Raw genomic sequence first — 19630 nt, 5'->3', positions numbered from 1 at the left:
CGCCGCAGACGGCCGTATGCGACTTCCGCTCGGGACGGACACGGTCGACATCTCCCTGCCGGACTGTGACGTGACCGTCCTCGACCGGCCGGGCGGGACGCCCGTGGACCCGACCGCGGCGGCCCGGGAAGCCCTCGACGCCCCGCACGGACCACCGCTCTCGACGCTCGTCGACCCCACCGACGACGTAACCATCGTCGTGACCGACGTGACCCGGGCGACGCCGGACGGCGTGCTGGTTGGCGCGATGATGGATCGCCTGCCCGTCGACCGCGAGCAGGTGTCCATCCTCGTCGGCCTGGGGCTGCATCGCCCCATGACCGACGCGGAACTCCGTGACGGCCTCGGGGAGTACGCCGATCTCGCAGTGAACCACGACCCCGAGGCGACCGTCGAGGTGGGCACCGTCGAGGGCGTTGGCGACGACCGGGTGCCCGTCCGCGTTCACCCCCTCGTCGCGAACGCGGACAGCGTGCTGTCGACGGGGATGGTCGAACCCCACCAGTACGCGGGCTTCTCCGGCGGCGCGAAGACCGTCGTCATCGGCGCGGGCGACGGAGCGCTCATCGGCTACACCCACGGCCCGGACGTCCTCTCGCGGCCCGGCGTCCGTCTGGGACGCATCGACGACAACCCGTTTCGGGCGACCGTCGACCGCGCGGGCGACGCCGTCGGCCTCGATTTCTGCCTCAACGTGACAAAGGGTCCCGACGGGATCCTGGCCGCGAGTGCGGGTCGCCCGCGGGCGGTAGTGGCCGACCTCGCGGCGACGGCGCGGGAGGCGCTCTCGGTTCCGCTCTCGGACACCTACGACGCCGTGATCGGTGGCGTCGGCGCACCGAAAGACGCGAATCTCTATCAGACGACCCGCGCGTTCACCTACCTCGTGCTCGGCGACCACAATCCCGTCAGTTCCGGCGGACGGGTCGTCGTTCCTGCTCGCCTCGGCGAAGGGGCGGGCGAGGGGACGGGCGAGACTCGGTTCTACGACCGCCTGCGGACTGCCGACGACGCCGACGCGCTCTACGAAGCGATGCGTGAGGGCTACGACCCCGGCGCCCAGCGAGCGTTCGTCGTCGCCCGCGCCCTCCGCGACCACGACCTGTACATTACGAACGCCGAGCGACCCGACGTGGTCGAGGCGTGTCCGATGCACGCGGCCGCCCGTGTCGCAGACGCCGTGGACCCCGGAAGTCGGGTGCTGGCCGTCCCCGACGCGTTGAACACGCTGCTCGTCGAGGCGTGACGGCGCGGGTCGAGGGGAGGCCAGCCTGCGATCTTGGAGTGTGTTCAGTACAGTATTCACTTGAATAGTTCGAGAGTCGGTGAATCAGTACTGTGGCGGAAAGAGCGCAATATCGGGCATGTAGCTGGTTTCTCGGAATCACACCGCAACAATTAATTGAGAGCTTGTTCAACTGACTCCCGATGACCCAGGCGACGGAACGGCTCGAACGGTATCTCGACGATGAACTCGAGGAGTGCCGGAGCGAAGATGTCGAATGTCGTCTCGACGAACTCGGTGCCCTCGAGACCACCCTCGGAGACGCGCGGGTGAGCGCCGAACTCGACGTTCTCTCGGCGCTCGCCAACGAGACGCGGTACACGCTTGTTCGCGTCCTCGTGGCTGCCGGGGAGGAACTCTGCGTCTGTGAACTGCACGCCGTCGTCGACGTGACCGAGAGCGGCCTCAGCCACGCCCTCTCGGCGCTCGCCGACGCCGGCCTCGTCGAGGGGCGGAAGGACGGCCGGTGGAAGAAATACCGCGCCACCAACCGCGCCGTCGCCCTCGTGACGGTGCTCGACGGGAGCGTGACCGATGCGTAACGCCACCCACGACCACGGACCGAACTGTGGCTGCGAGGCCTGTGGCGACCCGCGGTCGATGGATTTCCTCGATAAGTACCTCACCGTCTGGATCGTCGGCGCGATGGCGCTCGGCGTCGGCCTCGGCTTCGTCGCGCCGTCGGTGACGGGACCGATTCGGGACTTCAATCTGGTCGAAATCGGTCTCGTCGTGATGATGTATCCGCCGCTGGCGAAAGCCGACTACTCGCGGCTTCCCACCGTCTTCAGCAACTGGCGCGTGCTGGGACTGAGCCTCGTCCAGAACTGGCTGCTCGGCCCGACGCTGATGTTCGGGTTGGCGGTCGTCTTCTTCAGCGGCCTCGTCCCCGGCCTGCCCGCCCGCCCCGAGTATTTCCTCGGCCTCGTCTTCATCGGGATGGCGCGCTGTATCGCGATGGTGCTCGTCTGGAACGAACTCGCCGAGGGGTCGACCGAATACGTCACCGGTCTCGTGGCGTTTAACAGCCTCTTCCAGATCGCCACCTACGGCGTCTACGTCTGGTTTTTCGCGCTCGTCCTCCCGCCACTGCTCGGGATGGAGTCGCTCGTCGCCGGTATCACCGCCTTCGACATCGACCCGATGCAGGTGTTCGAGGCCATCGCCGTCTTCCTCGGTCTCCCCTTCGCCGCCGGCTTTCTGACCCGCTTCGCCGGGACCCGGCTCAAGGGTGAGACCTGGTACGACGAGACGTTCATCCCCGCCATCGATCCGCTGACGCTCGTCGCCCTGCTCTTCACTATTATCGTGATGTTCGCGACTCAGGGCGAGACCATCGTCGCATCGCCGGGCGATGTCCTCTTGATCGCCATCCCGCTGACCATCTACTTCGTCGTGATGTTCCTGGTCAGTTTCGGGATGGGTCGCGGCATCGGCGCGGACTACTCCACCACGACCGCCATCGGATTCACCGCGGCGTCGAACAACTTCGAACTCGCCATCGCCGTCGCCGTCGCCGTCTTCGGCGTCGGGTCCGGCGTCGCGTTCGCCACCGTGGTCGGCCCCCTTATCGAGGTTCCGGTCCTGCTCGCGCTGGTCAACGTCGCGCTGTATTTCCAGCGGCGGGTCGACTGGGACGGCTTCGGCACCGGCCGACTCGATGACTCGACATCCGACACCACGCACGACTGATATCCATGTCCACCGACATCAATCCGATCCGCATCGCCTTCGTCTGTGTCCGGAACGCCGGCCGCTCCCAGATGTCGCTCGCCTTCGCCGAGCGCGAACGCGAGCGGCGCGACCTCGGGGACCGCGTCGAACTCCTGAGCGGCGGCACCGAGCCGGCCGACAGCGTCCACGAGGGCGTTCTTGATGCGATGGCCGACGCCGGCTTCGACCTCTCCGATCGCACGCCCCGCGAGATCGATTCGGCGACGCTCCGGACCTGCGATTACGTCGCCACCATGGGCTGTTCGACGCTCGACCTCGGCGGCGTCGACGGCGTCGACGTTCGGGACTGGGCGCTCGACGACCCGGGCGGGCAAGATCCTTCGCGCGTGCGAGAGATCCGCGATGAGGTCGAACGGCGCGTCGTCGCCCTGTTCGACGAGTTCAGCGCCGTCGAATGAGGGTCAAGTGGCGCCTTGTCCCCGCCCCTCGGAGGGCGACGAATTGAGCCACGCATCGATCACGATAGGGAACTACCGACCGCGAGCGAACGAAGTGAGCGAGCGGGCCAAGGAGGCCCGAAGGGCCGACGCAGGCTTTTGGTCGATTTTGCTGCGCCGGAGCCTTCGGCTCCTCGCTGGAAAAGGTCGGTGGGCACGGTCCGTGCAACCAATACACGCTCGCGTCAACTTCGCCGATTTTGCCGGGGTACCCCGCCCAATGCCCCAACTGAATTCAGTTAACCGTTATCAATTTTAGAAAATGCACGGGTAGTTTAACGCCGTCCATCAGTAACCTATGCCTGCATGCGAACAAAATTTGCAATATTGGCTGTAGTTCTCGTTGGCGCTTCCGCGGCATTCGGTGCAAGCGCCTTTACGAGTTCTACTATCGATCGGTCGGCGACGATGAATGTCGTCTCTGACTCGAACGGTCTGATCGCACTGGAAGACGGAACGTCCGGCACACTCATTAATGAGAATTCGTCGGGTGCACTCAGCATCAACCTCGCGAACGAGACTGCAGGCGCTGGTGCCAACATCGACTCCCGCTACGAGTTCGGTGACGAGACTGACCCCGGAAACAGTTCCGCGTTTAACATCACCAACAACGGTGGCGAGAGTTACACCGTCAACCTCGACTACACCCTCACCACTAATGACGGAGACAACACCACCGAGAACGTGAAATTCCTGGTGTTCAGGTCCGGCAGTACGACCGCTGACGCGACGGTTACCGAGGAAACCGCCGCCCAGTCGCTTTCACTCGCGTCCGGTGAAACCGTCAACGTCGTCCTCATCATCGACACCAACACCGGTGTTTCGACCGGAGACGACTTGAGCGGGACACTCTCGGTCACGGTCTAACGTGACCGCCACACGTCGCATCGGCACGAAAACAACCCTTTCCCTTCTGGGGATTTTACTACTAGCCGCGGTGTTCGTCGCGCCGCCGAGTTCGCCCGTCAACGTCTCGTACGTCTACTCGGACAGCATGGAACCGACCATTCATACCAACGACGGCTACATTCTGGTTCCTGCGGCCAACGTACAACAGGGAGACATCATCACGTTCCGGATGGACGAACGGGGCGGCTACACGACACACCGCGTCGTCGGTGAGACGGAACGGGGATACATCACCAAAGGGGATAACAACCCAACGACGGACCAGGCCTCGGGGTATTCGTACGTGCAGTCCGCGGAGATTGCCGGAAAAGCCCTTCAGTACAACGACGATCCGGTCACGATACCGAATTTCGGTATCGCCGTGAAGATACTCCAGCAGTACCGGGTTACACTCCTGCTAGCGATCGGTGCATTGGTCGCGCTCATGGGTCGCCAGGCGGCCCGGACGAGTCAGTACGTGCGTGATGTACAGTACGTCCGTGATCTCGTATTTCCGGTCGTACTGGTCTCGATACTGCTGATGATCGCGTTTCCGCTCGTCGGTGCGAGTACGGTCACCCAAACGTACGTCGTCACGCACGGGTCGACGGACGGGCCAGTGCTTCTCGCCCCGGGCGAGACGAAAACCCACACTATCGTGCTGAACCGGTCGCACGCGCCACTGACTCACGCTGTTGTCTCAGTGGACGGGGCGACAGTCGAACGTCACGCCCAAAATGCGTCGACGACATCGCTGGCGCTTCGGGTCACGGGTCCCACCGATATCGGCCCGAAAGATGTCCACATTACCACGCACGCGTATCCCGCACTCTTACCCCGGGATGTCGTCGTTGCCCTGCATCGAGGCCACCCCGTACTCGCGTCTAGTGCCGTCGCGTTCGTCGTGGGAATGCCTCTGCTCACCTTCGTCGTACTCACTATCGACGGGCGGATGCCTCTTCGAAACCGTTCCCGTCCGCGGCGTACCCGGGGTGATAGCTAATGGGTCGCTCCCGCCGCCGTGGAAAAGCCCGTCGTCGGGTCGGCAGTACGCTCGCGCTGCTCGCCATCGTCGCCGTCATGGCCTGGGGCCCGATGTTCCCCGCAGCGGGATTCACCTCGATGTCGGCTGACCGCCAGCCGTCGCTGGAGGTTACCGAGGATTCGAACTCCGTCATGGCGCTGGACACGGCGACATCTGTGGCGTCGGGCACGACGAGCACGTTGACGAACACCACGAACAACTTCGGACAGACGATGCAGGTGACGGTCTCACTTCGAGAAGCATCCCAGGACGATGCTGACCTGGTCGTGAACGGCGTTCAGGGTGATAGTGTCACCTTCGAACAACAGCCAGGAACCACCGAGACCGTAGACGTAAACGTCCAGAACGAAAGTACACTAACAGACACGGCCATCTATTTCGACACCTCTGCGACCGCGACTGGCATCTCAGCGCGCGCAGAGAACCGAACGGTTCCCATCAACTGATGTACGCTCTTACTCGCTTCAAACATCTCGTCTGGTCGCACGGTCCCACGATAGTCGTCGCGTTTCTCATTCTGACGCTCGGCGGCGCTGCCATGACGGGGTGGATGCAGGTGAACCCCAAGACGACGACCGTCACGGACCACCACGACCGGCAAACTGCAGAACTCGAAGCCGGAACGCTGGCGGTCGTCGATGGAGAGAACGGACTCTATCCCGAAGGCGCACACCTCCGGAACAAGCCGTTCCATTTCTACGATAGTACGCCGACGGTCACGCTAGTCACGACGACCTCGATACCGGAGGCGACGCAAGCGGATATCTCGCATCGTGTCTCGTTGGTCTATCGGGTGGTCCGCGGAGACGAGCAGTACTGGGAGCAACGTCGGACGATACAACGGACACAAGCGACGGGGACGACCGTGGCGTCCAACGCGACGCTCGACATGGTTTCGGTCCACGACAAAGCGCGTCAAATCGCACGGAAGGCAGGGGGCGATGCGAGTGTGGTCGTCCAAGTCGAAATACACACACAGTACACGACCGGGAACTACGAGGGCGAGATAACGAAAACGCTCGCCGTCGAACACGGCTCCGAGATGTTCTCTCTCCCGCACGGAACGTGGACACAGGACCATTCCCGGACATCCACGCGGACCGTCACACTCGACCGCCCGTGGTGGATGGAAACGGGCCCGCCGTTCGCGACGGGACTGGGAATACTCGGCTTGCTCGCCGTCGGTATCACACGGCGACGCATCGGGGACCCCGAACGCCTCGAATACGAGGTTCACCGAGAGCGATACCGCGAGTGGATTTCGACGGGTGTCGTCTCGTCGGATCTCCCGGTGACAGTGACAGCGGATACGCTCGAGGACCTCGTGGACGTGGCGATCGACAAGGGCGAACGAGTCATGCACGACCGCGATAGTGGGCACTACTTCGTTCTGGTAGACGGATCCGCGTACGTATTCACGCCGCCGACCGGGGAAACGGCGGAGATGGAGTGGGTCTCCGACACCAATATCGAACGAGAAACCAAGCCATCGCTCCTTCGGAAATGAGAAGAGAACGGGAAGACTCAGATGGCCGCTTTGAGGTCCGGGTCTCTCGAGAAGCTAGCTTTCAGTGTCGGATTTGATTTCGGTTTGAAACCCATCGACGAGGTCCACCACGACCTGTTCAACCACCGCAGTGAATCTCTTGACGCGATTTCCCTCCGCATCGATTCGTGTTCGAGCCTCGATCAACTCTGCCTGACGAAGATCGTTGAGACGGCGATACACGGTCGGGAGTGAGTAGCCAGTCGCGTTCGCTATTTCCTTCGCGGTGAACGTGTCATCCGTCATCTGTGAGAGACAGTGGCGGGATTTCTCATCGCCGAGCACGTCCAGCACCTCGTTTTGATAGTTGCTTTCCGCTCGGTCGATGCCCTGCTGAACAGTGTCTCGGAGTTCGACGCGATCAACCGGCTTGGTGAGATATCTGTCGAACGGCAAATCGACGATATCGCCATCGGGTTCGACAGCGGTGAGCATCACAACTGGACAGGTATGCTCGTAAGAACGGATCTCGTCGAGCACCTCACTACCTGAATAGTCCGGCATCCGCCGATCAAGGAAGACGAGACCGACCTCCGCGTCGAACTGTTTGATTCCACTCCCCCCACTGTACGCTGTTCGAACATCGTACTCGTCGTCGAGCCAGCGTGCGTACAAATTAGCTAGGTCGACGTTGTCGTCGATTATGAGGACTGTCGGCGAAGCAGTGGTCATAGAGAGGTGCTACTGACACGACGGGCCTGATTTCCCGGTATGAAAAGCAGGTTAACCATGGTTAGTAACTACAGCTAGTGACTCTCCACGTCGTCCCGCTGTGAGACGCGTGAGGTATCTGATGATAGGAATTCGCACTTCCCTTGGCCCTTTAGTTAGCTTCCTAATCAAATGAATCCACTGGCAGAGGTTCACTGATACGATGGTCTCCACTGCTCCACGCGCCGACCATCGCTCCCGTTGGTCCGGTCGAAAGCGACGATGTCGCTGGGGATGCGCACCCACGAGAGACAACCCGTACTATAAGTCGCAGGTGATCCACTAGCCTGTATGGCGAGCAAGAAGTTCACCCTCCTCGAACTCCACTTCGGTGACGGCACGGTACAGATCGGCCCCGCGACGCTCGGAGCGGGCGAATCGAGTGACGCCGAGTCCGAAGACGAGGCCGACGCCGACACGACCGATGGCGACGCGTCGTGTCCTGTCTGCACCGTCGGCAAACTCCTCCTCGCGGCCGTCGTCCTCGCGTTACTCGCCGCCGTCGTTCGGAAAGTCCTCGGGGGCGACGAGGACCTGGAGGAACTCGAAGACCTCACGGACCTCGACGCGGAGTGACCCGGGCGGTTTAAGCGACCGCCGGTCCGTAGAGGGCGTATGACCGTCTCGAGTGCGCCGGGCAAGGTGTATCTGTTCGGCGAACACGCCGTCGTCTACGGCGAACCGGCCGTTCCCTGTGCCATCGAGCAGCGAGCGACCGTCACGGTCGAGGCCCGAGACGACGATCACGTCCGCGTGCAGGCGTCGGATCTCAGCCTCGACGGCTTCACCGTCGAGTACACGGGGTCGACGGCCGACCGTCCGGACGTGGACGTACCGGCACCCCTGGTGGAAGCTGCGATGGGCTACATCGACGCGGCGGTCGAGCAGGCCCGCGACGCCGCCGACGCCCCCGACGCCGGCTTCGACATCACCGTCGAGAGCGACATTCCGCTGGGCGCTGGCCTGGGATCGTCGGCCGCCGTGACGGTGGCGGGTATCGACGCCGCGACGCGGGAACTCGGCCATCGGCTCCCGACCGGCGAGATCGCGAACCGCGCCTACCGCGCCGAGGCCGAGGTACAGGAGGGGCAGGCGTCCCGGGCGGACACCTTCTGTTCGGCCGTCGGCGGCGCCGTCCGCGTCGAGGGCGACGACTGCCGAAGCATCGACGCACCGGACCTCCCCATCGTCATCGGCTTCGACGGCGGCGCGGGCGATACGGGCGAACTCGTCGCCGGCGTCCGCGCGCTCAAAGAGCGGTACGACTTCGCCGACGACACCGTTGCTACCATCGGCAACATCGTGCGCAACGGCGAGCGACTGCTCGATCCTGACGCCGATGTCGAGGCGGACGATCGCATCGCCGAACTCGGCCGGCTGATGGACTTCAACCACGGCCTGCTGGAGTCGCTCGGCGTCTCCTCGCGGTCGCTCGACAGCATGGTGTGGGCGGCCCGCGAGGCCGGCGCCCACGGCGCGAAACTCACCGGTGCGGGCGGGGGTGGCTGTATCGTCGCGCTCGATCCCACGCCGGAGACGCTGACGGCGCTTCGGTTCACGCCGGGGTGTGAGGAGGCGTTCCGCGCCGAACTGGCCACCGACGGCGTCCGGAGGGTCGCATGACGACCGTGCTCAAGCTCGGCGGGAGCCTCATCACCGACAAGGAGCGCCAGGAGACGCTGGACGACGCGGCGCTGTCGGCGGCCGCCGACGCCGTCGCCGACGCGAGCGACGACCTGGCGCTCGTCCACGGTGCCGGGAGTTTCGGCCACCACTACGCCGAGAAACACGGCGTCAGCGTCTCCGAGGGCGCGTCCGACGCGGACGATATCCTCGAAATCCACGGGTCGATGACGACGCTCAACCGGTTCGTCCTCTCGCGGCTTCACGAGCGGGGAGTGTCCGCGCTGCCGGTCCATCCGCTCTCGGCCGGCGCCCGCGACGCCGACGCCACGCTCGACCTCCCCATCGTCGCCGTCGAACGCATGCTCGGCGAGGGGTTCGTCCCCGTCAGCCACGGCGACGTGATCACCCACGAAAATCGGGGGGCGACCATCCTCTCGGGCGACGAGGTGGTGGTCCGGTTCGCGGAGGGTCTCGACGCCGACCGGGTGGGACTTTGCTCGACCGTCGACGGCGTCTACGACGAGTCCGGGGCAGTCATCGACCACATCCGCTCCCTCGACGACGTTGCCGCCGCCCTCGGTGGGAGCGACGCGACGGACGTGACCGGCGGGATGGCCGGCAAGGTGCGTACCCTCCTTGGCCTCGATGCGCCGGCCTTCGTCTTCGGCGCCGACGACCTCCCGGCGTTCCTCGACGGCGGCGAACCGGGCACGCGCGTCGGCTGATACTTCATTGTAAGTCGTTACTGGTGGTTCGCTGGACCGTCCGGCGAACCACCGGTAAACAGTTACAATAAACCGTATGAGAGAGCCGTCATGATGGTCGTGGTACCACGACTCTCGCAAGGGTTATCCCTCGATGGCCTGTACGTATGGTTGTAATGGCAAACGGTACTGTTGATTTCTTCAACGACACTGGCGGCTACGGTTTCATCGAGACTGAGGATGCTGACGACGACGTGTTCTTCCACATGGAGGATGTCGGCGGCCCGGACCTCGAAGAGGGACAGGATGTTGACTTCGAAATCGAGGACTCCCCCAAGGGTCCCCGCGCGACGAACCTCGTCCGTAACTAATCGGCGATACTCCGTCGCATCCGGCGACGGCTGATGCGGATTATTGTGACTATTGACTGGGGATTCGCTTGGGCGGTCCAGCGAATCACCGGTAATGACTCACAATAAATCGTATAATTCGACGATACCCATTTTGCGAGACTCACCAAACCGCTTGGTGACACCTTTTCGTCGGCGGCACGCGTACCTCGATGTATGTCGAACGACGACGAAAGCGTCCGCGTCTGGCTCGTCGAGCGCACCTACTCCGACGACGAACAGAACCTCATCATTCTCACCTACGCCACCATCGACGGCGAGCAGTATTTCCGGAAGGAGCGCGCGCTCACGTCGTTTACGGATGTCCGTGACACCACGGCCGCCGTCGAGGCCGACCCGGACGACCTGGGCACGGTCGAAGAGGAACGGCGCGAGGAGTACGCCGCGGAAGCCCAGCGGATGGCGGCGGCCCACGACCCCGACGACATCATTTGATCGCGACGCGGAGACCGTCACGGGCCATGCGCACGTCGCCACCGACCCGTGTTTCGACTGCCGATAGCATCTCGTCGTGTCGCCCCTCGGTATGGGGATAGAGATGCGTCAGGTAGACGCGGCCGTAGTCATGACCCGCGAGGACATCACCGAGCGCCGACGGCGTGGGGTGGTTCGAGACGTTCACGTCGTCCGGGAACGAGCAGTCGTGGACGAGCACGGCCGACCCGTCGGCGAAGGCGGCCAGTCCCTCGAACGCCTCGGTGTCGCTGCTGAGCGTGAGGTCGCCGGCGTCGCCAGCGCCGGCGAATCGGTAGGCGAGGCCGTCGACGGAGTGACGCGTCTCGTGGGCGTCGACATCGAACCCGGCGACCGAAAAGTCGTGGGGGCCGACCTCGCGCACGCGCAGGTCGACCCGTCCGTCGAGGTAGTCGTGCACGTCGAGCAGGCCGTCCACGAGCGCCTTCGTCCCTCGCGGCCCGACGACCTCCAGATGCTCCTCGCCGGCCAGCCATCGCGCCTTGAGCAAGGGGAGGAGGTCCGAAACGTGATCCAGGTGGTGATGGGTCAGGAGGACGGTCGAAACGCCCTCGTAGCCGGCGTCGGTGGCAGCGAGACGGTGGAGGACGCCCGCGCCGCAGTCGACCAGGAGTCGGCGATCGTCGCCGTCGCGTTCCAGCAGATAGCCGGTCTGGGCGCGGTCCGGGAGTGGCATCGCGCTTCCCGTCCCGAGGAAAGTGAGGCGCATGGAGGGGTGTGGGACCGCTGGGACCGAAAGGGTTCGGTGGTTATTCACCCACGTCGGTCTCGACGTCATCGAGACCGAGCGCGCCCACCAGTCGACGGGTCACCACCCGTTCCACGATGTCGATGAGCGACGTGTCTTCGGGCACGTAGTCGGCGAAGATGCCGAGCGGGATCTCGCCGCCGGCCATCTCGCGGTGTCCGCCGGCGCTGCCCACGTCGTTGAAGGCGGCCGCGAGCGCGTCGCCGACGTGGACCCGCGGATCCGTCGACCGCGCGCTGAGGTGGATGGCGTCGTCGACGATGCCGAAGACGACGGCCGTCTCGACGCCCTCCAGCGTGGCGAGATAGTCGGCGGCCTGGGGGAGGGCGTCCCGTTCGTTCGTGCGCCCAACGTGCGTGATGAGCGTCGCGCCCCGGACGATCCGGTTGTCGATGGCGTCGGCGATGGCGTCGACCGTCGCGCCGCTGACGGAGGGGTTCGATAGCCGACGCAACAGGTCGGGGTCGACCCGGTCGTGAAGGCCCGCCACGGCCTGGTATTCGGCGAGCGTCACGCCACGCAGGAATCCGAGCGTCTCCCGCCGGATCGCGAACGCGAGCGCGGTCGCGAGCGTCGTATCCACCTCGATGTCGAGCTCGGAGAGATACTCCGCGAGGATGGTCGCCGTCGCGCCGACTGCCTCGCGGTGGTCGACGAACCGAGCGTCGATCCCCTCGACTGCGTGGTGATCGATCACGATGTCGACGGGCGTCCCCGCCGGTACCTCGTTGTTCGCGCCGGGCACCGCGTGGTCGACGAACGCCAGCAGGGTGCCTGCCGGGCGGTCACGAACCGCGTCCGGGTCGAACGGCTGGAGGTCGAGGCCGAGCAGGTTGACGAACGCGCGGTTCTGCTGGTGGGAGATCTGTCCGCTGTAGAGGATGCGCTGCTCGTCGACGCCCGCGGCCGCGGCGATGCGGCCGAGGGCGAACGCGCTCGAGAGGCAGTCCGGATCCGGGTTGTTGTGACAGACGACCGTGAGCGCCTCGGCGTCAACGAGCAGGTCGTACAGCGTCCGAGCGTGACTCATCTATCGGTGTTCGGGCGTCCGAGGATAAGCCTCTATCCCCGTTCACGTGAGGTCGAACTCGGCGTCTACGACTTCGCCGCGCGCGAAGTTCGAATCGACATCCGTAATCTCGATCCGCACCGTCTCGCCGAGGGTGGCGTCGCCGACGAGCACCGCGAACTCGTCGACGTATCCCACGCCGTCACCTTCGGATCCCAACTCCTCGATGGCAACGACGTACGTCTCGCCGGTTGCCACTGGCTGTTCTGGCATGAGTGTCAGTATCACACCTGGACGGAAATAGGTCGGGGCCGGTCAGGGCCCGACGTAAAACAGGTCGGGGGCGGTCAGGGCGCGAGACGGTTCTTCCGCCCCTTCATGTGTTCCTCGTAATGCTCGAACGTGATCGGGCACCAGTCGGCGGCCAGGTCGAGGATGGATTCGGTCATCTCGCGGATCTCCCACTGGCTGTCCGCCGCGGCGCGCATGTCCGCGATGTGCATCAGCATCCGCGCGTTCACCGACATCACGATGTTGACCTCGGTGCCGATGGGGAGGACGAAACGGGCGTCCTCCGGCGGCATCCCCAGATCGAGCAGTTCCTGATACGACTCGACCGAACTGCGCACCGACTCGCGGAAGATGCGCTCGCGCTCCGCGGCCGTCTCCTCTCCGACCGGGCCGCTCGACTGGTTACGGCCGATCCACTCGGGATCGGTCGCCGACGGCGGCGTCACCACCATCGCGCCGTCCTCGACATCGGCGGGGTCGACGTCGTCGAAGGAGACGTAGCGCATGCTCTGAATGTCGAAACTCGCGTGGCGGTGGCGCGTGATCTGGGCCATACACGACCGGCTCACGCCCTTGATGGCGAAGGTGGCCTGCGGATGTTCGAACGGGCCGAAGTGGCCGTGGTCGAGCAGGTGGCCGATGAGCGTCCGCCGTTTCGATTCCTCGGTCTCGCCCTCGATACCCTCCATCGCCTCCGCAAACGAGATGTCGCCGACGAACTCCGTCAGATAGTCGTTTCGCGCCGCCGTGCAGATGACTCGCTCCGGGTCGGGCGTCGCTTCGAGCAGTTGGACCTCCATAACTTCGAGGGGGACGCCCCACTACCTAAACGTATTGGGGCAGAGTCAAGCCCGCGGCGGCAGGAGCGTGGATCATGACGGATCACATCGAGAATCTCGCGGCCGACGTCCAGGCGTTCACCAGCAACGTCTTCCTCGTCACCGGCGACCGAACCGCGCTGGTCGACACCGGCGCCAACTTCGACGTGGTGTCGCGGATCGAGACGCGTGTCGACGACCTCGACACCGTCGTCCTCACGCACACCCACGGCGACCACGTCGGCAACGTCGACGCCGTCCGTGCGGCGTTCGATGTCGACGTTCAGGGGCACGAGTCGGCCCAGCCCGTCGTCGATACCGAACTCGGCGAGGCCGTCCGCCTCGGCGACCACGACTACCGCGTCGTTCACACACCTGGCCACAAAGACGACCACGTCTGTCTGTACGCCCCCGAGCTGTCGGTGTGTTTCGCCGGCGATCTGGTGTTCGCCAACGGCGCTTTCGGCCGCACCGACCTCGAAGAGGGGGACCGCGAGACGCTGATCGAGAGCATCGACCGACTGCGCGGGACGGTCGATCCCGGCCTGTCGGTCCTCCACGCGGGCCACGGGCCGAGCGTGACGAGCGATGCTTACGCGACGATCGAGCGCGCGGCCGCGGCGGCACGGCAACGGTGACCGCTCACTCGCTCCCGTCGTCGGTTCGTAGGCCGTAGTAGCCGGGCGCGTCCTCCGTCGGCGGTTCGCCGATCACCAGGTCGTCGGCGTTGAGCATCACCCACGGCACCGCCCAGTCGACGATGACGGCTTCGGTGTCCTCGTCGATGTCGGCGTCGGGGTCGAGCCCCTGCAGCAGACGCGCGATCTCGCGGATGGTGTACATCTGATCCGGATCGAGCAACTCCTCGGGAGTGTAGAACTCACAGGGGAAGATGTCCTCGAACGACTCCTTGGGACGTGGCATGGTGAGCAAGAGGCGGGCGAGTGGCTAAACGGTTGTCGTCGGCGTCGCGAAAAAAATCGTGCGGGTTGTCGCTACTCGAACAGCTCGACGGCTTCTTCGTAGCGGTCGGCGGGCTCCTCCCAGTCGACGACCTCGAAGAAGTTGTCGACGAAGTCGCCGCGGGCCGGGCCGTAGTCGTGGTAGTAGGAGTGCTCCCAGACGTCGAGCGCGAGGATGGGGTGGGAGCCCCAGAGCGCGCCCTGGTCGTGCTTGTCGACCACGACGTTACGAAGCTGGTTCGAGAAGCTGTCGTAGACCAGCAGCGCCCAGCCGCCGGCCGCGCCGGCAGCGGCTTCGAACTCGCCCTTCCAGGCTTCGTAGGACCCGAAGTCCTCCTGGATGCGGGCCGCGAGCGCACCGCTCGGCTCGCCGCCACCGTTGGGCGACATGCAGTTCCAGAAGAGGTCGTGCAGGATGTGACCGGAGCCGTTGTGGGTGACGTTGCGCATGGCACCCGGCGAGGAACCGAAGTCGCCCTCGTCGCGGTTCGCTTCGAGGGTCTCCTCGGCACTGTTCCAGCCGTTGACGTAGCCCTGGTGGTGGGTGTCGTGATGCCAGTTCAGCACCTGTTCGGAGATGTGCGGTTCGAGCGCGTCGTAATCGTACGGGAGTGGGTCGAGTTCGTAGCTCATGAGATAACCTCCACTGAAATAATCGCTCGGCACGCTGTTAAACTTTGAGGAAAGGTACGCTAACACGCCACATTCGATCGGATGGACAGGGCCTTATGCCGGGGCGGCCGACGGCGTGACGATGCGTGGATGGCGCGGGGTCGGACTGGTCTCGGGATGGCAAGCCGTCGCCAGCCTCTGCTTTTATGCTATCTTCGCCGCGACGGCGTTCGTCAGGACCGATTTCGGTCTCTCGCGGACCCTCGTCGGCGTCACGATCACGGTGACGATGCTCGGCTACACGCTGTTGCTCTTTGCGATGGGTGCGGCCGTCGACGGCTACGGCGAACGCTCGGTGATGATCGGCGGACTACTGGCGCTCGGCGTCGGCGCCGTCGGCGTCGCCGTAGCTCCCTCCTATCCGGCACTGCTGGTCGCCCTCTTGTTGATCGGCGGCGCGTACGCGACGGCCATGCCCGCAACCAACCGCGCCATCCTCGCGGTGGCGCCCGCAGGACGGCGAAACTTCGCGATGAGCGTCAAACAGGTCGGCGTGACCGTCGGCAGCGGTGTGGGCGCCCTGCTCATCACGATGGCGGCCGCGACCCGCTTCGGCTGGCGCGGCGGGTTCTGGGTCGTCGCGGCCGTCGCCGTCGCCGTCACGGCCGCCTTCGCCTACGGCTACCGTCTCAGCGGTGGAACCGGAAGCGTCTCACTCCCCGACGTTCGGGGGCTGGCCGCCCGTCCCGACTACCGCGCGCTGACCGCCGCCGGCTTCTTTTTCGGCGCCGCCATCTTCACCACGACCGGCTACGTCGTTCTCTATCTCACGGAGTCGATGCGAACCGCGGCGGGCCTGGCCGGTGCGGTCCTCGCGCTGGTGCAGTTGACCGGGAGCGTCGGCCGACTCGGCGGCGGCGCACTCGCCGACCGCCTCCCGGTCGGCGGGGCCCGAGCGAGCGCGCTCGTCCTCCTCGGGCAGTCCGTCCTCGGCGCTTGCTGTCTGGTCGTCGTGACGCTCGTCGAGTCGCCGGTCGCCGCCGCCGTCGGCTTCGGCGTTCTCGGTCTCTTTCTGTTCGGCATCCCCGCCACCTACTACGCCTGCATGACATCGCTCGTCCCCGCCGACCGCGTGGGTGAGGCGACCGCTGGCGGCCAGCTCACGATCAACGCGGGCGGCCTGCTGGCGCCGCCGGTCTTCGGCTACCTCGTCGACACCGGCGGCTACGCGGCTGGGTGGCTCACGCTCGCCGCTGGCGTCGCCGTCGCAGCGCTCCTGATCGCGCGGCTCACCCAACTGACCGACGCCGCTCACGACGAACGGGCTCGCTGACGGTCGTACTCCAGCCCCGTCGCGACGGTCTCGGCCGTCTCCTCGTCGACCAGGCGCTCGATCAGGTGGAGCGCCAGGTCGAGGCCCGAGGTGATCCCGCCGGCGGTCACCACGTCGCCGCCGTCACCGGACTGCGTCCGGTTGCCCGAGGGATGTCGTCCCTCGACGTCGACGACGCGAGCGTCGACCACCGTCGCGTCCGTCGATCTGAGGTCGTCGAGCGCGTCCGCGTGTGTGACCGCGGGTCGCCCGTCGAGGACGCCCGCGCGGGCGAGCAACATGGCGCCGGTACACACCGATGCGAGCGTCACTCCCGCGTCGTGGAGACGGGCCAGCGTGTCGGGGAGGACACCGCGTTCGGCCTCCGCCCACGCGCCCGTCGGGCGGCGGTCGTTCCACCCACCGCCCGGAACCACCGCCACGTCCGGCGGGTCGGCCACCGAGAGCGTGCCGTCGGGTGTGATCCGAAGCCCGTGGGCCGCCGTCACCGTCTCCTGCTCGTCGAGCGTGACGAGCGACGTCTCCAGCGGTGCGCCCTCGTCGGCCGCCATCTCGAACGCCTCGAACGGGCCGATAGCGTCCAGTTCGTCGAAGCCGTCGTAGACGATGATCGCGATGGTCGTGGTCACGGCCGTCCTTGGGACCGAGCCACCATAGCCGTCCCGCCCGGACGTATATAACCCATCCCGGCAAAGGTGGGCGTATGGCGACGATCAAGGACAGCGTCCACGACCACATCGAGGTCACGGGCGTCGCCGAGGCCCTGCTGGACACGCCGGCGATGCAGCGCTTGCGGCGTGTCCGACAGCTCGGCACCGTCTCGCTGGTCTACCCGTCGGCCAACCACACCCGCTTCGAACACAGCCTGGGCGTCTACCACCTCGCCAGCGAGACGCTCGATCATCTCGGCGTCGCGGGCCGGACGGCCGAACGCGTCCGCGCCGCCGCCCTCCTCCACGACGTCGGCCACTCCCCGTTCAGCCACAACGTCGAATCCCTCCTCCATCGCTACACGGGGAAGTACCACGACGATGTGACCGACCTGCTCGCCGACGGACAGGTGGGTGCCATCCTCCGCGAACACGGCCTCGACCCCGACGCCGTGGCGGACCTCGTCGCCGGCGAGGGCCGCTACGGCCAGCTCGTCTCCGGCGAACTCGACGTCGACCGGATGGACTATCTCGTCCGTGACGCTCACCACACCGGCGTTCCCTACGGCACTATCGACCACGGCCGGCTGGTCCGGGAGCTCACCTTCGTCGACGGCGAACTCGTCCTCGCGGCAGGCAACGTCCAGACCGCCGAGAGCCTCCTGCTCGCGAGAGCGCTCATGAACCCGACCGTCTACCAGCACCACGTCGCCCGGATCGGCAAGGCGATGCTCCGCCGAGCGACCGAGCGCCTGATCGAAGACGCCGACGCCGACCCCGAACGAGTGCGACGCTGGGACGACGCCGACCTGCTCGTGGCGCTCCGGCAGGCGGACGCCACTGCGGCCCTCGCCGACCGCCTCTCGACGCGTGACCTCTACAAACGGGCGGTGTGGGCGGAGATCGACGACGTGCCCGATTCCCTCCGCGACGCGGATCACGACCGCCTCCACGACCTGGAGCGGGACATCGCGGCGGCCGCGGACCTCGATCCCGACGCCGTCATCATCGACGTGCCGCCCCCGCCGGAGATGCGCGAGTCGTCGTCGCGGGTCGTCGTCAACGGGGAAATCCGCCGACTCGACCGCCAGTCCCCGCTGGTGAGCGCGCTCCGCGTCGCCGGCCGCAACCAGTGGCGGCTGGGCGTGTACACGCCCGCGGCGGCGGTCGACCGGGTCGGTCACATCGCCGTCGAGACGCTCGGCCTCGACGTCGACGGCGCGCCCATCTCGGAGGTGCGCCGCGGCATCGACGCCACGCTCGACGAGTTCGGGTAGTTTCAAGGGTCGCGCCGCCCCCTACGTCGGTATGCACGTCGAGGGAACCGTCCTCCGCGGTCCGGAGTTCGAACCCGTGGAGGGTCGCGTCGTCGTCGAAGACGGCCGGATCGTTGCGGTCGAGGAGACGACGACCGACTCGGACGCCATCGTCTGTCCCGCCTTCGTCAACGCCCACACGCACATCGGCGACTCCATCGCCAAGGAAGCGGGCGCGGGACTCTCGCTCGACGAACTCGTCGCGCCGCCGGACGGTCTCAAACACCGACTCCTCCGGACGGCCTCCCGTGAGGCGAAAGTGACGGCCATGCGCCGGTCGCTCCGATTCATGCAGCGGTCGGGGACGGCCGCGACCATCGAGTTCCGGGAGGGTGGCGTCGAGGGCGTTCGGGCGATCCGGGACGCGCTGGACGGCCTGGACATCGAGGCCGTCGTCCTCGGTCGGGAGACGGTCGAGGCGATGGAAGCGGCCGACGGTTTCGGCGCGAGCGGTGCCCGCGACGCCGACTTCGAGGAGCGACGCGCCGCGACCCGAGCGGCGGACAAGCCGTTCGGCATCCACGCCGGCGAGCGCGACTCCCACGACCTCGATCCGGCGCTCGACCTCGATCCGACCTTCCTCGTCCACGTCGTCCACCCCGAACCCCACCACCTGTTGCGGATCGAAACCGAGGGCGTCCCGGTCGTAGTCTGCCCGCGGTCGAACCTCGTCACCGACGCGGGGACGCCACCCATCGCCGACCTCCTCGAACGCACGACCGTCGCGCTCGGCACCGACAACGTGATGCTCAACAGCCCGTCGATGTTCCGTGAGATGGAGTTCGCGGCGAAACTGTGCGACGTCTCCGCTACCGAGGTGTTGCGCATGGCGACCGTCAACGGCGCGACACTCGCGGGCCTGAACTGCGGGCTGATCGAACCCGACCGCGAGGCCAAACTGCTGGTGCTCGACGGCGACTCCGACAACCTGTGTGGGGCGCGCGATATCGTCCGGGCGGTCGTCCGTCGGGCGGGCGTCGACGACGTGATGCGAGTGATCCTGTGACGAAGAGTTATGTGGCGTGGTGTGA

Annotated in this window: 25 protein-coding genes; 17 read left to right on the top strand and 8 right to left on the bottom strand. The window is 65.8% G+C overall.

Annotated elements, in window-relative coordinates; all coding sequences use genetic code 11:
- Nucleotides 1–16: 16 nt before the first annotated feature.
- The 8 genes from MXB53_RS08715 (at nucleotide 17) to MXB53_RS08680 (ending at nucleotide 6896) form a co-directional block, all read left to right on the top strand.
- Nucleotides 17–1246, top strand: coding sequence for a lactate racemase domain-containing protein (locus MXB53_RS08715; RefSeq protein ID WP_248896988.1), 1230 nt, complete (start codon nucleotides 17–19; stop codon nucleotides 1244–1246).
- A 182-nt stretch (nucleotides 1247–1428) separates the two neighbouring features.
- On the top strand, nucleotides 1429–1827 hold the full coding sequence (locus MXB53_RS08710; protein ID WP_248896987.1) for an ArsR/SmtB family transcription factor: 399 nt from the start codon (nucleotides 1429–1431) through the stop codon (nucleotides 1825–1827).
- Entirely contained in the window at nucleotides 1820–2977 is a 1158-nt protein-coding gene (gene arsB / locus MXB53_RS08705) for an ACR3 family arsenite efflux transporter (RefSeq protein ID WP_283102251.1), read from the top strand. Before MXB53_RS08710 ends, arsB begins: the two co-directional genes overlap by 8 nt.
- A gap of 5 nt (nucleotides 2978–2982) precedes the next feature.
- A complete protein-coding gene (locus MXB53_RS08700) occupies nucleotides 2983–3417 on the top strand; it encodes an arsenate-mycothiol transferase ArsC (protein WP_248896986.1) in 435 nt (144 codons plus the stop codon).
- A gap of 345 nt (nucleotides 3418–3762) precedes the next feature.
- The gene (locus MXB53_RS08695; protein WP_248896985.1) at nucleotides 3763–4323 is read left to right on the top strand and encodes a hypothetical protein; all 561 of its coding nucleotides are present in this window, start codon (nucleotides 3763–3765) and stop codon (nucleotides 4321–4323) included.
- A gap of 1 nt (nucleotide 4324) precedes the next feature.
- Nucleotides 4325–5347 (top strand): signal peptidase I, encoded by a 1023-nt coding sequence (locus MXB53_RS08690; RefSeq protein WP_248896984.1) that lies wholly within the window; start codon nucleotides 4325–4327, stop codon nucleotides 5345–5347.
- Nucleotides 5347–5835 (top strand): hypothetical protein, encoded by a 489-nt coding sequence (locus MXB53_RS08685; RefSeq protein WP_248896983.1) that lies wholly within the window; start codon nucleotides 5347–5349, stop codon nucleotides 5833–5835. Before MXB53_RS08690 ends, MXB53_RS08685 begins: the two co-directional genes overlap by 1 nt.
- The gene (locus MXB53_RS08680) at nucleotides 5835–6896 is read left to right on the top strand and encodes a DUF5305 family protein (protein WP_248896982.1); all 1062 of its coding nucleotides are present in this window, start codon (nucleotides 5835–5837) and stop codon (nucleotides 6894–6896) included. Before MXB53_RS08685 ends, MXB53_RS08680 begins: the two co-directional genes overlap by 1 nt.
- 54 nt (nucleotides 6897–6950) lie before the next feature.
- On the opposite strand, the gene MXB53_RS08675 is transcribed toward MXB53_RS08680, so the two are convergent.
- Nucleotides 6951–7607 (bottom strand): response regulator, encoded by a 657-nt coding sequence (locus MXB53_RS08675; RefSeq protein ID WP_248896981.1) that lies wholly within the window; start codon nucleotides 7605–7607, stop codon nucleotides 6951–6953.
- Nucleotides 7608–7937: 330 nt separating this feature from the next.
- On the opposite strand from MXB53_RS08675, the gene MXB53_RS08670 reads away from it, so the two are divergent.
- From MXB53_RS08670 to MXB53_RS08650, 5 genes are all read left to right on the top strand, one after another.
- Entirely contained in the window at nucleotides 7938–8222 is a 285-nt protein-coding gene (locus MXB53_RS08670; protein WP_248896980.1) for a hypothetical protein, read from the top strand.
- A 39-nt stretch (nucleotides 8223–8261) separates the two neighbouring features.
- Nucleotides 8262–9269 carry a mevalonate kinase gene (gene mvk / locus MXB53_RS08665; RefSeq protein WP_248896979.1) on the top strand — a complete coding sequence of 336 codons (1008 nt, stop codon included), beginning with the start codon at nucleotides 8262–8264 and terminating at the stop codon, nucleotides 9267–9269.
- Nucleotides 9266–9997, top strand: coding sequence for an isopentenyl phosphate kinase (locus tag MXB53_RS08660; RefSeq protein WP_248896978.1), 732 nt, complete (start codon nucleotides 9266–9268; stop codon nucleotides 9995–9997). Before mvk ends, MXB53_RS08660 begins: the two co-directional genes overlap by 4 nt.
- A 155-nt stretch (nucleotides 9998–10152) precedes the next feature.
- Nucleotides 10153–10347, top strand: a complete 195-nt coding sequence (locus MXB53_RS08655; protein WP_248896977.1) for a cold-shock protein — start codon at nucleotides 10153–10155, stop codon at nucleotides 10345–10347.
- Nucleotides 10348–10542: 195 nt separating this feature from the next.
- Nucleotides 10543–10821, top strand: a complete 279-nt coding sequence (locus tag MXB53_RS08650; RefSeq protein ID WP_248896976.1) for a DUF7967 family protein — start codon at nucleotides 10543–10545, stop codon at nucleotides 10819–10821.
- On the opposite strand, the gene MXB53_RS08645 is transcribed toward MXB53_RS08650, so the two are convergent.
- From MXB53_RS08645 to thyX, 4 genes are all read right to left on the bottom strand, one after another.
- Nucleotides 10814–11569, bottom strand: a complete 756-nt coding sequence (locus MXB53_RS08645; RefSeq protein ID WP_248896975.1) for an MBL fold metallo-hydrolase — start codon at nucleotides 11567–11569, stop codon at nucleotides 10814–10816. The two genes, MXB53_RS08650 and MXB53_RS08645, sit on opposite strands and share 8 nt — an antisense overlap.
- Before the next feature lie 40 nt (nucleotides 11570–11609).
- Nucleotides 11610–12638, bottom strand: coding sequence for a DHH family phosphoesterase (locus MXB53_RS08640; protein WP_248896974.1), 1029 nt, complete (start codon nucleotides 12636–12638; stop codon nucleotides 11610–11612).
- A 42-nt stretch (nucleotides 12639–12680) separates the two neighbouring features.
- Nucleotides 12681–12890 carry a TRAM domain-containing protein gene (locus MXB53_RS08635; protein WP_248896973.1) on the bottom strand — a complete coding sequence of 70 codons (210 nt, stop codon included), beginning with the start codon at nucleotides 12888–12890 and terminating at the stop codon, nucleotides 12681–12683.
- 74 nt (nucleotides 12891–12964) lie between these two features.
- Nucleotides 12965–13708, bottom strand: coding sequence for an FAD-dependent thymidylate synthase (thyX, locus tag MXB53_RS08630; protein WP_248896972.1), 744 nt, complete (start codon nucleotides 13706–13708; stop codon nucleotides 12965–12967).
- 74 nt (nucleotides 13709–13782) lie between these two features.
- Here thyX and MXB53_RS08625 point away from each other — a divergent pair, with 74 nt between their 5' ends.
- A complete protein-coding gene (locus MXB53_RS08625; RefSeq protein WP_248896971.1) occupies nucleotides 13783–14364 on the top strand; it encodes an MBL fold metallo-hydrolase in 582 nt (193 codons plus the stop codon).
- Nucleotides 14365–14368: 4 nt separating this feature from the next.
- Here the strand turns inward: MXB53_RS08625 and MXB53_RS08620 are convergent, their stop codons facing one another.
- Nucleotides 14369–14650, bottom strand: coding sequence for a DUF5827 family protein (locus tag MXB53_RS08620; RefSeq protein WP_248896970.1), 282 nt, complete (start codon nucleotides 14648–14650; stop codon nucleotides 14369–14371).
- 71 nt (nucleotides 14651–14721) lie between these two features.
- Nucleotides 14722–15321, bottom strand: a complete 600-nt coding sequence (gene sod, locus MXB53_RS08615) for a superoxide dismutase (RefSeq protein ID WP_248896969.1) — start codon at nucleotides 15319–15321, stop codon at nucleotides 14722–14724.
- Between the two features lie 121 nt (nucleotides 15322–15442).
- Here sod and MXB53_RS08610 point away from each other — a divergent pair, with 121 nt between their 5' ends.
- Nucleotides 15443–16633, top strand: a complete 1191-nt coding sequence (locus MXB53_RS08610; protein ID WP_248896968.1) for an MFS transporter — start codon at nucleotides 15443–15445, stop codon at nucleotides 16631–16633.
- On the opposite strand, the gene MXB53_RS08605 is transcribed toward MXB53_RS08610, so the two are convergent.
- On the bottom strand, nucleotides 16612–17262 hold the full coding sequence (locus MXB53_RS08605; protein WP_248896967.1) for a DJ-1/PfpI family protein: 651 nt from the start codon (nucleotides 17260–17262) through the stop codon (nucleotides 16612–16614). The two genes, MXB53_RS08610 and MXB53_RS08605, sit on opposite strands and share 22 nt — an antisense overlap.
- Before the next feature lie 74 nt (nucleotides 17263–17336).
- On the opposite strand from MXB53_RS08605, the gene MXB53_RS08600 reads away from it, so the two are divergent.
- A complete protein-coding gene (locus MXB53_RS08600; protein WP_248896966.1) occupies nucleotides 17337–18560 on the top strand; it encodes an HD domain-containing protein in 1224 nt (407 codons plus the stop codon).
- A 31-nt stretch (nucleotides 18561–18591) separates the two neighbouring features.
- Nucleotides 18592–19605, top strand: a complete 1014-nt coding sequence (locus MXB53_RS08595; RefSeq protein WP_248896965.1) for an amidohydrolase family protein — start codon at nucleotides 18592–18594, stop codon at nucleotides 19603–19605.
- Nucleotides 19606–19630: the final 25 nt, after the last annotated feature.

This window comes from Haloplanus sp. XH21 (assembly GCF_023276355.1).
GTDB classification, from domain to species: Archaea; Halobacteriota; Halobacteria; order Halobacteriales; family Haloferacaceae; genus Haloplanus; species Haloplanus halobius.
Note: the sequence above shows the minus strand (reverse complement) of the source record. Positions and strands in the feature narration are given on the sequence as shown.